Annotated in this window: 12 protein-coding genes and 1 riboswitch; of the genes, 8 read left to right on the top strand and 4 right to left on the bottom strand. The window is 41.8% G+C overall.

Annotated elements, in window-relative coordinates; all coding sequences use genetic code 11:
• The first annotated feature begins 1 nt into the window (after window position 1).
• From carB to PSI06_RS08500, 8 genes are all read left to right on the top strand, one after another.
• On the top strand, window positions 2-3,220 hold the full coding sequence (carB, locus tag PSI06_RS08535; protein ID WP_273604140.1) for a carbamoyl-phosphate synthase large subunit: 3,219 nt from the start codon (window positions 2-4) through the stop codon (window positions 3,218-3,220).
• Between the two features lie 46 nt (window positions 3,221-3,266).
• Window positions 3,267-3,743, top strand: a complete 477-nt coding sequence (gene greA, locus PSI06_RS08530; RefSeq protein ID WP_273604141.1) for a transcription elongation factor GreA — start codon at window positions 3,267-3,269, stop codon at window positions 3,741-3,743.
• A 357-nt stretch (window positions 3,744-4,100) separates the two neighbouring features.
• Window positions 4,101-5,159, top strand: a complete 1,059-nt coding sequence (locus PSI06_RS08525) for a S66 family peptidase (protein ID WP_024033385.1) — start codon at window positions 4,101-4,103, stop codon at window positions 5,157-5,159.
• A gap of 67 nt (window positions 5,160-5,226) precedes the next feature.
• Window positions 5,227-5,408: riboswitch (FMN riboswitch) on the top strand.
• 224 nt (window positions 5,409-5,632) lie between these two features.
• Entirely contained in the window at window positions 5,633-6,286 is a 654-nt protein-coding gene (ribB, locus tag PSI06_RS08520; protein WP_273604142.1) for a 3,4-dihydroxy-2-butanone-4-phosphate synthase, read from the top strand.
• 189 nt (window positions 6,287-6,475) lie between these two features.
• The gene (locus PSI06_RS08515; RefSeq protein WP_273604143.1) at window positions 6,476-6,967 is read left to right on the top strand and encodes a cupin domain-containing protein; all 492 of its coding nucleotides are present in this window, start codon (window positions 6,476-6,478) and stop codon (window positions 6,965-6,967) included.
• A gap of 8 nt (window positions 6,968-6,975) precedes the next feature.
• Window positions 6,976-8,109, top strand: a complete 1,134-nt coding sequence (locus tag PSI06_RS08510; RefSeq protein WP_273604144.1) for an L-dopachrome tautomerase-related protein — start codon at window positions 6,976-6,978, stop codon at window positions 8,107-8,109.
• Between the two features lie 339 nt (window positions 8,110-8,448).
• On the top strand, window positions 8,449-8,898 hold the full coding sequence (gene grxB, locus PSI06_RS08505; RefSeq protein ID WP_273604145.1) for a glutaredoxin 2: 450 nt from the start codon (window positions 8,449-8,451) through the stop codon (window positions 8,896-8,898).
• A gap of 445 nt (window positions 8,899-9,343) precedes the next feature.
• Window positions 9,344-9,928: a class I SAM-dependent methyltransferase gene (locus PSI06_RS08500; RefSeq protein ID WP_273604146.1), complete on the top strand. Its 585-nt coding sequence runs from the start codon at window positions 9,344-9,346 to the stop codon at window positions 9,926-9,928.
• 52 nt (window positions 9,929-9,980) lie between these two features.
• Here the strand turns inward: PSI06_RS08500 and PSI06_RS08495 are convergent, their stop codons facing one another.
• The 4 genes from PSI06_RS08495 to PSI06_RS08480 all read right to left on the bottom strand — a co-directional run bounded on the left by PSI06_RS08495 (window position 9,981) and on the right by PSI06_RS08480 (window position 13,211).
• A complete protein-coding gene (locus PSI06_RS08495; protein ID WP_054983121.1) occupies window positions 9,981-10,634 on the bottom strand; it encodes a nitroreductase family protein in 654 nt (217 codons plus the stop codon).
• 75 nt (window positions 10,635-10,709) lie between these two features.
• Window positions 10,710-11,501, bottom strand: coding sequence for a glycine betaine ABC transporter substrate-binding protein (locus PSI06_RS08490; protein WP_154946021.1), 792 nt, complete (start codon window positions 11,499-11,501; stop codon window positions 10,710-10,712).
• Complete coding sequence (locus PSI06_RS08485) at window positions 11,498-12,052, bottom strand: thioredoxin family protein (protein ID WP_273604147.1); 555 nt, start codon at window positions 12,050-12,052, stop codon at window positions 11,498-11,500. Before PSI06_RS08485 ends, PSI06_RS08490 begins: the two co-directional genes overlap by 4 nt.
• A gap of 52 nt (window positions 12,053-12,104) precedes the next feature.
• The gene (locus PSI06_RS08480) at window positions 12,105-13,211 is read right to left on the bottom strand and encodes an L-dopachrome tautomerase-related protein (RefSeq protein ID WP_273604148.1); all 1,107 of its coding nucleotides are present in this window, start codon (window positions 13,209-13,211) and stop codon (window positions 12,105-12,107) included.
• Between the last annotated feature and the right edge of the window lie 57 nt (window positions 13,212-13,268).

The following is a 13,268-nucleotide window of genomic DNA, read 5'->3' as shown; positions in this document are numbered from 1 at the left end:
AATGCCAAAACGTACCGATTTAAAAAGCATTCTTATCTTAGGCGCAGGCCCAATTGTAATTGGTCAAGCTTGTGAATTTGATTACTCTGGTGCTCAAGCGTGTAAAGCACTTAGAGAAGAAGGCTTTAGAGTTATATTAGTTAACTCAAACCCAGCGACTATCATGACCGACCCAGAAATGGCCGATGCAACGTACATCGAACCTATTCATTGGGAAGTGGTAGAAAAAATTATTGAAAAAGAAAAACCAGATGCAGTACTACCAACAATGGGTGGTCAAACTGCATTAAACTGTGCACTTGATTTAGATAAGCACGGCGTACTGGCTAAACACGGCGTTGAGCTAATTGGCGCAACCGCCGATGCAATCGACAAAGCAGAGAACCGTGAACGCTTTGACGTAGCCATGAAAAACATTGGCCTTGAATGCCCACGTGCTGAAATTGCTCATTCTATGGATGAAGCACACGATACGCTAACACGTATTGGTTTTCCGTGTATTATTCGTCCTTCTTTCACTATGGGTGGCACCGGTGGCGGTGTGGCTTACAACATGGAAGAATTTAACGAAATCTGTGAGCGCGGCCTAGATTTATCACCAACAAGTGAGTTGTTGATTGATGAATCACTGATTGGCTGGAAAGAATATGAAATGGAAGTTGTTCGCGACAAAAAAGACAACTGTATCATTGTATGTTCTATCGAAAATTTTGACCCAATGGGTGTACACACTGGTGATTCAATCACCGTTGCACCAGCACAAACGCTAACCGACAAAGAATATCAATTAATGCGTAATGCCTCTATGGCGGTACTGCGTGAAATTGGTGTTGAAACCGGTGGTTCAAACGTACAGTTTGGTGTAAACCCTGATGATGGCCGCATGGTTATCATTGAGATGAACCCACGTGTATCTCGCTCATCAGCACTGGCATCTAAAGCAACGGGTTTCCCTATTGCTAAAATTGCCGCTAAGTTAGCAATTGGTTACACGTTAGATGAACTTCAAAACGACATTACGGGTGGCAAAACACCAGCGTCATTTGAGCCATCAATCGACTACGTAGTAACAAAAATTCCTCGCTTTAACTTTGAAAAATTTGCCGGCGCGAACGACCGCTTAACAACGCAAATGAAATCAGTGGGCGAAGTAATGGCGATTGGTCGTAACCAGCAAGAATCGTTACACAAAGCATTACGCGGTCTTGAAGTAGGCGCAACGGGCTTTAACCCAATTGTGGCACTTGATGACCCGAAAGCGCGCGAAAAAATCATTCGTGAACTACGCGAGCCAGGCGCTGAGCGTATTTGGTACATTGCCGATGCAATGCGCCACGGTATGAGCGTAGAAGAAGTATTTGAACTTACCAAAGTTGACCCTTGGTACTTAGTACAAATAGAAGACATTTTAAAAGACGAAGCTAAAATTGCTGAAGGCGGCATGGCCGGCTTAAATGCCGAGTTTTTACGTAAACTTAAGCGTAAAGGCTTCGCCGACCCACGTATTGCTGAAATAGCTGGTGTATCTGAAGCCGAAATTCGCAAAAAGCGTCATCAGTTAAACATTGTACCTGTGTACAAGCGTGTTGATACCTGTGCTGCTGAATTTAGCTCAGACACAGCTTACATGTACTCAACGTATGATGAAGAGTGTGAAGCGAACCCGTCAGACAAAGACAAAATCATGGTTATTGGTGGCGGTCCTAACCGTATCGGCCAAGGCATTGAGTTTGACTACTGTTGTGTACACGCAGCCCTTGCACTACGTGAAGACGGCTATGAAACCATCATGGTTAACTGTAACCCTGAAACGGTTTCTACCGATTACGATACCTCTGACCGTCTATTCTTTGAACCAATTACACTTGAAGACGTATTAGAAATTGTACGTGTTGAAAAACCAAAAGGTGTGATTGTACAGTACGGTGGCCAAACACCACTTAAACTAGCACGTGAACTTGAAGCGAATGGTGTGCCAGTAATTGGTACTTCACCAGATGCGATTGACCGCGCAGAAGACCGTGAGCGTTTCCAACAGTTAGTAGAGCGTCTTGATTTACTACAACCAGAAAACGCAACAGTTACATCAACTGAAGAAGCATTACTTAAATCAGGTGAAATTGGCTTCCCACTGGTTGTGCGTCCATCGTACGTACTGGGTGGCCGTGCAATGGAAATTGTTTACGATGAGCAAGACTTACGTCGTTACATGACCGAAGCGGTACAAGCTTCAAATGAAGCGCCAGTACTACTTGATCACTTCTTAGATAATGCAATCGAAGTTGACGTTGATGCAATTTGTGACGGTGAGCAAGTAATTATTGGCGGCATAATGGAGCACATTGAGCAAGCGGGTGTTCACTCGGGTGACTCAGCATGTTCATTACCTGCACACTCTTTATCACAAGAAGTGCAAGATGTTATGCGCAAACAAGTAACCGATATGGCACTTGAGCTTGGCGTAGTGGGCTTAATGAATACACAATTTGCTGTAAAAAATGGCAAAGTGTACTTAATTGAAGTGAATCCACGTGCGGCGCGTACTGTACCGTTTGTATCTAAAGCGACCGGTATTGCACTTGCAAAAGTAGCCGCGCGTTGTATGGCGGGTCAGTCTTTAGCAAGCCAAGGCATTACTAAAGAAGTAATTCCACCGTATTACAGCGTTAAAGAAGTTGTTTTACCGTTTGCTAAGTTCCAAGGTGTGGATCCTATCCGTGGCCCAGAGATGCGCTCTACAGGTGAAGTGATGGGTGTTGGCGATACTTTCGCCGAAGCGTTCGCAAAAGCACAATTAGGTGCAAGCAATACTTTACCACGCGGTGGTCGCGCGTTACTATCTGTACGTAACAGCGATAAGTCTCGTGTTGTAGAACTTGCTAAAACCATGACAGACCTTGGTTTTGAAATTGATGCAACAGGTGGCACAGCAGAGGCTTTAAAAGAGGCCGGTATTGAAGTACGCCGTGTAAACAAAGTATATGAAGGCCGCCCGCATATTCTTGATAACATCAAGAATAAAGAGTACAGCTATATCGTAAATACCACCGAAGGTCGCCAAGCGATCGAAGATTCGAAGGTGTTGCGTCGTGGTGCATTGCAAAACAAAACCAACTACACGACAACCTTGAACGCGGCATTTGCTAACTGTACTGCTAACCAAGCGGACGACCGTAGTAAAGTGACGTCAGTTCAAGAGCTACACCAGCGATTGAACTAAGGAAATGTACCAAGGCCACAAGGCCTTGGTGTTAAGTGAGAAAAGTATGCAATCAATTCCGATGACAGTTCGTGGCGCAGAGTTACTGCGCGAAGAGCTTAACGAATTAAAAACAGTTACCCGTCCTAAAATCGTAAATGATATTGCGATTGCACGTGAACATGGTGACTTAAAAGAAAACGCTGAATACCACGCAGCGCGTGAGCAACAGGGTTTTTGTGAAGGCCGTATTCAAGAAATTGAAGCTAAGCTTTCAAATGTGCAAATTATTGACGTAACTAAAATGCCTAATACAGGTAAAGTTATTTTTGGTACTACTGTCACTATTGTAAATGTAGAAACAGATGCCGAAGTAACCTACCGTATTGTGGGTGATGACGAAGCAGATATTAAAAATAACTTAATTTCTGTTAACTCACCGATTGCGCGCGGTTTAATTGGTAAACAAATAGATGATGCTGTGACCATTAAAACGCCTAAAGGCGACGTTGAGTACGAAATCATTGACGTTGAGTATCTTTAATATTTAGCTCACAGTAATGTACAAGCAAAAACCGATGCAATTGCATCGGTTTTTTTATACTTAAAAACTAGCTAATAGCAACTTACCCTCTTACACACCATATATAACACCACCCCTCAAAATAAAGAGCTGAGTTAAACGGATTGGCATTAGTCGATTGCTAAAAAAAAAGCGCGTGCCATTACCCGTTAAAAAAATTTATAAATAAAATGGTGACTGCATAAATGCTAAACACACTCTACGCTTATTCATATTGCATAAAGAGTGTGCGTGTTGATATAGGTACATTCATATAGGTAATGTGTAAATGCATAACGGCTTTTACACAGTGGAATCACTTTATTAAAAGGAACATTCATGGCTAATATACTTTATCCAGCGCCTTTAAAAGTGGGCTCTAAAATTGCTATTTGCTCGCTTTCGTCGGGCTTAAAAGAAAAATACCATGCACGATTAGATAGAGTGATAGACGGTTTAAAACACCGTGGTTACGAGGTAGTAGAAGGGGAGTTTTTACGCCAAAATAAACCCCGCGATGAATTAGATGCAAAAGCGCATGCCAAGCAATTAATGGGCTTTTTGCTAGACGATGAGGTTGCCGCCATTATGCCACCAATGGGTGGAGAGCTGGCAATGGAAATTTTGCCACTACTGGATTTTAACGCCATAAAAGAGGCCAAACCTAAATGGCTGGTGGGTTTTTCTGATGTGAGCACAATTGCCTGTGCACTTACGGCTAAGTGCCAATGGGCAACACTTCATAGTGCCAACCTAATGCAGCTCCACCCTGATGAAACAAACCCCTACAGCTTACAAATTTTTGAAACCATTACCTACGAGTCGGGAAGTAAATTTGAGCAAGGACCTTCTGCTTATTATCAAAAAAATAAACCCAATTACGCACAAAACCCCGATGAGCTGCTAGCGCCAAGCGAGCCTACCCAGTGGCAGTGCCTAAATTACACCGATGAGCGCACAATAGAGATGTCTGGGCGCTTATTTGGCGGCTGCCTTGATACGGTAGGATTATTGCTGGATTCGCCATTTTTAGCATTGCATGACTTTAAAAAACACAGTGCGAACGAAGGGCTTATTTTATACTTAGAAAATTCAGAGCTTACCCCTACCACCGTGGCACGATTTTTACTGTCGCTCAAACTTGCCGGTGTATTTGATGATATTAACGGCCTTATTTTAGGACGCAGCGAAATAACACAAAGTCATCACGATGCATTTGATTACCGCCATGCGCTAGACGTGGCATTGGGTGGTTGCTTATTCCCGGTAATAATAGATGCTGATATTGGCCATGTGCAGCCAAATTTAAACTTAGTTAATGGCGCAAAATGCTCACTCACGGCCGATATTAACCAAGGTAAAGTACTCAATGCCTCACTAAATACTGAGCTTATTTAACGTTTATTTTTGAATAACGTATAAATACACGCGTATAATGCGCAGGCCGTGAACAGATAAGTTCACGGTACATTCTCAGGGCGGGGTGAAATTCCCCACCGGCGGTATGTTTTACTCATTAGTTTTTGAATAAAACGAGCCCGCGAGCGCTTTATTTAATAATCGTTTTTTAATGTATTAAATAAAGGTCAAGCAGATCTGGTGAGATGCCAGAGCCGACGGTTATAGTCCGGATGAAAGAGAATATAGCTTGTAGCGTATACAAACATGTGGCCTGTGGCTGCGTGTTTAATACCAATTCGCAATAATACTTAATCATTTTGAGCGACACGTTTTTCCAACCTCAAAATAAATCACTTAATTAAGCGGATTGGTATAAGCTGTTTAGTGGCAAAAAGTGCGCAATTTAGTTTGTGTGTTTTGCCATGCCTTTCAGTGTCCTGAATCTATTTATTTTTATGTGGAATATAATAATGATTCAGTCTTTACTTAGCCAATTTGGTGAAAGCCACACCCGCGTAGAAAACGCCATTGCTGCTTTGCAGCAAGGCCAAGGCGTACTTGTTGTTGATGACGAGAACCGCGAAAACGAAGGTGATTTTGTTTTTTCTGCCGAGTATTTAACCACCCAACAAATGGCGGAAATGATCCGCGAAGGCAGCGGAATTGTGTGCCTGTGTATGGGCGATGAGCGTATTAAGCAGCTCGAGCTACCGCAAATGGTAACTCACAACACCAGCCAAAATAATACAGCCTACACAGTCACAATAGAGGCTAAACACGGTGTTACAACCGGCGTATCGGCCGCTGATCGAGTAACAACGATTAAAGCCGCCACTGCCGATAACGCTAAACCGAGTGATTTATCGCGCCCAGGCCATGTATTTGGCTTAAAAGCACAAACAGGTGGGGTTTTAGTTCGCCGCGGCCACACCGAGGCATCTGTTGATTTAATGCAGCTGGCTGGTTTAAGACCGTTTGGGGTTATTTGTGAACTCACTAATCCTGATGGCACCATGGCGCGTTTACCACAGGTAAGTGATTATGCTAATAAACACAGCATGACAGTGGTAACGATTGAAGACTTAGTACAGTACATACAAATGCAAGAATTAAAGGTCAGTTAAGGTTTTTTAAGCATTACCTAAGTAAAACCCAGCTTTATTGCTGGGTTTTTATTTTGTAATAAGTAATTAATTGCTCGTTTTTATTTGAAAATGTTTCTTGCCTAGGCGGCTTTTTCAAAAACCCTCAGTCTGTAAACTTTACCTAAATAGTCAGTGCAGCCGCACACAGTTTATTATTTAGGTGAAACTATGAAAATTAACACGCTTTTATTAGCAACTACTTTAACAAGCAGTGGCGTATGGGTAGCGCAAAGTAAACTTGAACAGCAAATAACGCCTGCACCCCAAATGGGCATAATGGATAGATATAATCAGCACATTACCAACGCCCCTTTTTTACTTAATCTCGACAGCCAACCCAAAGAGCAAATGGGCCCATATTTAACACGCCAATATTTTCATGGTACGCAATCAACGTTTGTAAAATGGGTGGCTAAAAAAGGCGGAAAAGTACCGCTTCATAAACACCCTAATGAACAAGTAACGTGGATCATGTCAGGCGAAGCTAAAGTGTTTTCTGGCGGTAAACAATACCTTATGAAAGCGGGTGACATGATGGTGATACCGGCCAATGTACCGCACGAATTTCACTTTACCGAAGATACGGTAGATATTGATTTTTTTGCCCCAGCTCGACAAGACTGGATAGACGGCACAGCTAATTACATTAAGCAAAAGTAGGACAAATTATGTTTTTAAATAAATCTAAATTAGGGCTAAGCGCTATAGCCTTGCTAATAAGTGCCTCGGCTTTTGCAAATGACACGGTACCCGCTGAGGTTTACGCACAAACCGACGGTGCTGTGGGTGGTATTACGTATACACAAAACAAGCGCTTTATTTTTAGTTATCACCCTTTTTATAACCCAAAAGTAAAAGTGGGGGAGCTTTTAAAAAGTGGTGATGTGGTGCCATTTCCTAATGCACAAATGCAAACCCCTTATAAAAGTGATGGCAGCTTAAAAAATCCCGCTAACTATTTAAATTGGGTATTAGGGGTAAGGGCTGATGACAGAGGTAACGTTTGGATACTCGACTCAGGCCAGGCGCAGCCGCGTATTACGCCAAAGCTGATAGCATGGGATGCGCTAAACAATAAGCTTAATAAAATTATTTATTTACCTAGCCCTATATCGGTTGCTCAATCTCAACTTAATGATTTAGCTATATCGAGCAAATACAATACATTGGTGATCGCTGATGAAGGTATTGCGGATGGCGGAAATGGCAAGCAAGCCGCCCTTATTATCGTTAATACTAAAACAGGTAAGAGCCGGCGAGTATTGCAAGGTCACGAAAGTGCATTACCCGATTACACAATGCCAATAATGATTGATGAAGGGACTGATAAGCAAAAGCAACTTAATGCCTTTATTGGTGCTGATGGCATTGTGCTTGATAACGCGCAGCAATGGCTTTACTTTGCTCCGCTTAATAAAAAGTATGTTTACCGTATTAAAATGGCCGACATTGCTAACGAGCAATTAACCGATAAACAACTAGGCGAACGTGTAGAGCAATACGCACAAAAACCAGTAAACGGTGGTTTAAGTATTGATGCTGATGATAATTTATATTTAACCATAGTGGGTGAGCGTACTGTGGGCGTTATTGATGCCAAAACACGTACGTACCGTGATTACACGTACGATAAAAACATGATTTGGCCAGATGGTGTAAGCATTGGACCAGAGGGTTACATGTACACCGGCGCTGCGCAATTGCCGCTTTCGGCACAACTTAATAACGGCAATGCTCAAAATAAAGCACCTTATTATATATTTAGATTTAAACCTTTAGCTGAGGGCGTAATAGGGCGCTAACTATAATGTGTAAAATAAGCACGCCTTTATGGCGTGTTTTTTATTTTAGTTACTACTTATACCAATCCGCATTAATGCTTAATCATTTTCAGGGGCTAAACGTGTCGCTATCTGCGTTAAAAATTCTCATTTAGAACGACTAAATAGCGAATTTTTTGCCTTGCTATCAACACGTTTATCCATCCTCAAAATAGATCACTTAATTATGCGGACTGGCATTAAAGCGTGATTATCAATTTTTACAAGATAAAGTTTCAACCTAAATGCGGTTTTTCTGCGCTGACTATTTCGGTATCTTACGGCCATAGGTACTTAACCCGCTTTAGGCTTTAATTAATTATGAAACTATACAGTTACTCTCATTGTCCTTTTTGTGCGCGTGTTAAATATGTAGCAGGTAAATTAGGCATTAAGCTTGATGACGTTGTACTTGATTACGACGACACTGAAACACCAACAAAACTAATTGGTAAAAAAATGGTACCTATTCTTGAAATGGATGACGGCACTGTTATGAGTGAAAGTAACGAAATTATTAGCCTGTTTATTGAACTTGCTGGTTCTAGCGAATCAAACAAGCCAACGCAAGGGGCTATTGAGTGGCAAGGTGGCTCGTTTGCGCCTTTATTGCAAATTGGTTTGCCGCGCTGGCCATTACTTGATTTAAAAGAGTTTAAAACAGAATCTAGCCGCATAGCGTGGGAAGATAACAAGCAATCGACAGAGCTTAACTTTGTAAACCTAATAGCATCAACTCCTGAGATAGTTTTACAAGTAAATGAATTTTAATTGGCACCGAAAAACAGCTCAATATTAATAATGGTAAAACGTCATTAAGCTTGCTTGATAGCGCTATTTATTTTTCTATATTACGCGGTTTATATTGCGAGCCAACCATTACCTGGCCAGAGCAATTAAACCAATGGATGAACTATCAGGCATTAGAATCTCATGTGCCATTATTAAGATAGCGCATACTGAAAAAGTTTTAACAGCCAGTACGACTCCCTTCGTATTGCCTTCTTTTGGCCGGTGACCTCGTCACTGGCTTTTTTATTTAGCTCTGAAAATCACCCCTTTTAATCTTGTGCTTAGCAGTGTGCGTGAGCATGGCTGCGTAGTATATTAATAACATTAAAAAATTAGTTACCTATTTACACTACATATTATTAGTGGAATTATTAAGCAGGCGTATAGAGCGCTATGAATACGCAAAATAATACCAGGAGCTATTATGTGGGATGAAAGGTATAACACTCAGCAATATGCTTATGGCAAACAGCCAAACGATTTTTTAGCTGAGCACTATAAGCAATTACCTAAAGGCAATGTTATTAGCTTAGCTGAAGGTGAGGGACGAAATGCGGTATTTTTAGCAAAAATGGGTTACAGCGTTACCGCGGTTGATGGCTCAAAAGTAGGGCTTGAAAAAGCGGCAAAGCTTGCCAAAGAGCACAACGTAAACATTGAGCTAGTACACGCCGATTTAGCGAAGTTTGATTTTGGAAAAGAAAAATGGGATGCAGTAGTGTCTATTTATTGCCTTTTACCAAGTGCCGTGCGTTCAGCGGTATATAAGCGCGCTGTTAAAGGTTTAAAGCCAGGTGGGGTGTTTTTACTTGAGGCCTATACGCCTGAGCAAGTAAATTATAATACCGGAGGCGGCCCAAGTGTCGATACTAAAACCTCAAAAAGCGATTTACAAGATGACTTAACCGAGCTTAGCTTTATACATTTAGAAGAGCTAAAGCGAGAAGTGTTTGAAGGCACATACCACACGGGTTTAGCGTCGGTCCTGCAAGCTATTGCTAAAAAATAAAATGAATATAAAAGCTTAGCACTCATTAGCGCTAAGCTTTTTTAATAGGTTTTTATAAAACCTGTATAACTTGCTCTTTTGCTAAGCGAGATTTAGGTAACTTAGCGTTATAATCTTCAGTGTCATCGTGGTAGCCAAGTACTAACGCTACATCACAAATATAGCCATCGAGCTCTTGTTCAAACACTTCACCAATAAGCTGTGCATCTACACCTTCCATAGGTGTTGAATCAACGCCTAAGCGTGCTGCGGCGTGCATTGTGTTGCCTAGGGCAATGTAAGTTTGCGCTTTGGTCCACATTGCATTGTTGCCTTGCTCATCGGTATTCATATCAACAAAAGCAAATGCGCCAAACGCTTGTTCGCGGTTTTCACTTTGAGTACGGCCATTTTTAATGTCTGCATCAATGACTTGTGCGTAGTCATCACGTTTATATTTAGGGTTGTAAGCAAATAAAATAACGTGCGATGCAGTTTTAATATGCGGCTGATTAAATTGAAATTTATTAGCAAACGTAGAGTGCATACGCTCTTTAGCTTCGTCTGACTCAATAACAATAAATTTCCACGGCTGCGAGTTAATAGATGAAGGAGAAAGACGCATAGCTTCGTAAATTACATCTAGATCATCTTGAGGAATACGCTTGGTTGTGTAGCGTTTAGTTGTATAACGTTTTTCTAAATCATTAATAATTGGATGGGTCATGGTTATCTCCGTTAAGTGGCTATTTTAGCCAAGTAGTGTCTATATTGAGCCTTTTTTAAAAAAACAAAGCACAAATTACTTTTTAATTGGATTGTTATTAAGCCAATTACGCGTTACGTCATCGAGTGGTTGTAAGTTTTTGCATACTTTATAGTCAAGCTCGGCAATGATCTCATTTGAAAAGCGTAATTTATCAAGGGTGTTTAACTGTGCTTGGTTAAACAGCGCTTGTTTATCTTCACGTAGGAGTAAAACAGCTCTATCAACAACGCCAAGTAACCCTTGTGGTTCTTTAAGCTCACGTATTGTGTGCTTGTAATGCAAAAATTGTGGCTTCCATAACGGCACTACGCACCAGGTTTGGGTGGCGACGGCGTTTTCAAACGCGCTAAAACAGTCATGCTCTGTGCCGGTTAAAAACTCATACCCTGCGCTCGTCAGCCCATATTCTTTCATCATATTAATAGAAAAACGGGTAATACCAGCACCGGCATTAATGCCCTGAATTGTTTTTTGCATTTTTGAAACCACATCTGGCTTTAGCAAATCACTAATTTCGTTTACTGCACTTTGCGGTACGTAATCTGGTACGCCCCAGTGTGCATAAGGCTCATAATGTAAGCCAAGCTCAACGAGTGGCATAACTTGTTCAACATCGGCTTTATAAACACCGTGGCTTGAAGGCAGCCATGCTGAGGCGAGTAAATCTACTTCACCAGATTTAAGGTTTTTAAAGTTATCTTGATGCGGTGCATAAATACGCTCAACGTTAAAGCCCATATCAGTTAAAACATGGCTCACTAAAGAGGCCGTAACATGGTGAAACGATAAATCGGTTACGCCCAATTTTAAATGTACTGTACTCATAATGAATTACTCCATTTTATAGAGCAGCCCATGCTGGGTGTTTGCTGCGCAGGGCCTTTGCCTGTGGCCGCAATTTGGCGCATGGCATTAACTAACTCAGGAGTGCGATGTGCATCGTCATTCATTTTTGCATCGTCTAAGCGGCCACGGTATTGCAGTGCCCCGTGCTTATTGAAACCAAAAAAATCAGGCGTGCAAACCGCGCCATACTGTTTGCCTACGCCTTGGTTTTCATCAACAAGGGAGGGAAACAAAAAGCCGTGCTGCTTAGCAAATTTTTCCATATTAGCTGGGGAGTCAGCAGGAACGCTTTTATAGTCGTTCGACATAATAGCTAACACATTTATACCTTCGTTTATTAATAACGCGGTATCTTCGCTTAAGCGCCTTGCAACACGTTGCACATAAGGGCAATGGTTACAAATAAACATGATTAACAAGGCGTTTTCGCCTAGGTTGTCGGCTAAGGTAAAAGGCTCGCCTTGCGGGGTTTTTAACGTAAAGTTGGGCGCTTGCCAGCCAAAGTCACAAATAGGGGTATCGAGTAACATAACTTAACTCCTAAAAAGCCAGCGGGTATGGCTGGCTTATAAAAATAATTAATTATTTTTGATTAAAGCGAAAACGCGTTAATACGTAAGGTGGTTTTGCATTACCAAAGCCTTGGCTAAATGCAGGGTGCTGGTGGAGCTGATCTTGTGTTACATAAATCCAACCATTGCTCACTGCTAGGCTATCAGGCCATGATAATCGTTTGTCTTGAACAATTATTTCGTAGTAGCCTTTAGTCGTTAAGCCAATGGCATTGTTTTCAAGGTCGGTTACTAAAATACCGCCACCTGGCGCGTAGGTCATGCCATCGCTTGGGTTTTTAGGGCCAAACACTTCAATGCTTTTTGCTTTTTTAGCATCTGAATACGTGCTATCAGCGAGCGTTTTTGCCGGAATACGGTAAACACTTGTGCCTGTAAATGCGCCAAAGTATACCCATTCATTTTTATCATCAATGGTAATTGGGTTTAAACCAAAACGTAGGTTTGTTGTTTCACCTTTTGCTGATTTAGATGCAACAGGAGAGGCTTCGATGACAATATCGCGCTCCTCTGGCATTAGCTTAGCATTGCCCTCAAGTACACGCGTTGATTCGCCGGTTTTTAAATCAACAACAATAAACGCAGGTTTAGTGGCGCCCATAAAGTTACCAAAAGACATATCGGCAATGTAAATTTTGTCGTTACGTTCATCAATAACAAAGTCTTGTAAAAACGAGTTATCAAGTACAGCGTCTTTATTTAATTCAATGGTATTAACTAAGGTGTTGGCAACGCTGTCCCAGGCTATAAGTTTTGGGGCTACTTGCTCGCTGCCCATGTCTAAAATCCACACCACACCTTTGCTGTCGCTATGCACGCCAATTACGGCTGCAAGGCCTACTTTGCCAAGCTCGGGGCCGTCAGCCCAATCTTCGTTAGGGAAAGGTTGTTGATCACCGTTTGCCATAATTTCAACTACTCGCGTTTTTGGTGCATCAAGCGGGTGCATGCTTACAATCATTCGCCCTGCAGGTGTTATAGTTATACCTGCGCCGCGATATTTATTAAAAGTAGTCACCGTTTCAAGGGGGCCAACGTCTGCTGCATAGGCGCTTGAAAAAGCACTTGCGGCTAATGACAGGGTTGCTATTGCTAAAGTGGTTTTTAATCGTTTCATACTGTGATACCCGTTATGCTAAAAAATAGAGTAAAGCGATTTAAATAGCCTAAATGA

Source organism: Pseudoalteromonas sp. GABNS16E (assembly GCF_028598715.1).
Classification (GTDB): Bacteria; Pseudomonadota; Gammaproteobacteria; order Enterobacterales; family Alteromonadaceae; genus Pseudoalteromonas; species Pseudoalteromonas atlantica.
This window is presented reverse-complemented; position numbering and strand designations above follow the sequence as displayed.

Excerpts from the sequence above, each read along its gene's own strand:
- PSI06_RS08515 (WP_273604143.1), top strand. The coding sequence starts at position 6,476 with ATGAAAATTAACACGCTTTTATTAGCAACTACTTTAACAAGCAGTGGC.
- ribB (WP_273604142.1), top strand. The coding sequence starts at position 5,633 with ATGATTCAGTCTTTACTTAGCCAATTTGGTGAAAGCCACACCCGCGTA.
- PSI06_RS08525 (WP_024033385.1), top strand. The coding sequence starts at position 4,101 with ATGGCTAATATACTTTATCCAGCGCCTTTAAAAGTGGGCTCTAAAATT.
- greA (WP_273604141.1), top strand. The coding sequence starts at position 3,267 with ATGCAATCAATTCCGATGACAGTTCGTGGCGCAGAGTTACTGCGCGAA.
- grxB (WP_273604145.1), top strand. The coding sequence starts at position 8,449 with ATGAAACTATACAGTTACTCTCATTGTCCTTTTTGTGCGCGTGTTAAA.
- PSI06_RS08510 (WP_273604144.1), top strand. The coding sequence starts at position 6,976 with ATGTTTTTAAATAAATCTAAATTAGGGCTAAGCGCTATAGCCTTGCTA.
- PSI06_RS08485 (WP_273604147.1), bottom strand. The coding sequence starts at position 12,052 with ATGTTACTCGATACCCCTATTTGTGACTTTGGCTGGCAAGCGCCCAAC.
- PSI06_RS08500 (WP_273604146.1), top strand. The coding sequence starts at position 9,344 with ATGTGGGATGAAAGGTATAACACTCAGCAATATGCTTATGGCAAACAG.
- PSI06_RS08480 (WP_273604148.1), bottom strand. The coding sequence starts at position 13,211 with ATGAAACGATTAAAAACCACTTTAGCAATAGCAACCCTGTCATTAGCC.
- PSI06_RS08495 (WP_054983121.1), bottom strand. The coding sequence starts at position 10,634 with ATGACCCATCCAATTATTAATGATTTAGAAAAACGTTATACAACTAAA.
- PSI06_RS08490 (WP_154946021.1), bottom strand. The coding sequence starts at position 11,501 with ATGAGTACAGTACATTTAAAATTGGGCGTAACCGATTTATCGTTTCAC.
- carB (WP_273604140.1), top strand. The coding sequence starts at position 2 with ATGCCAAAACGTACCGATTTAAAAAGCATTCTTATCTTAGGCGCAGGC.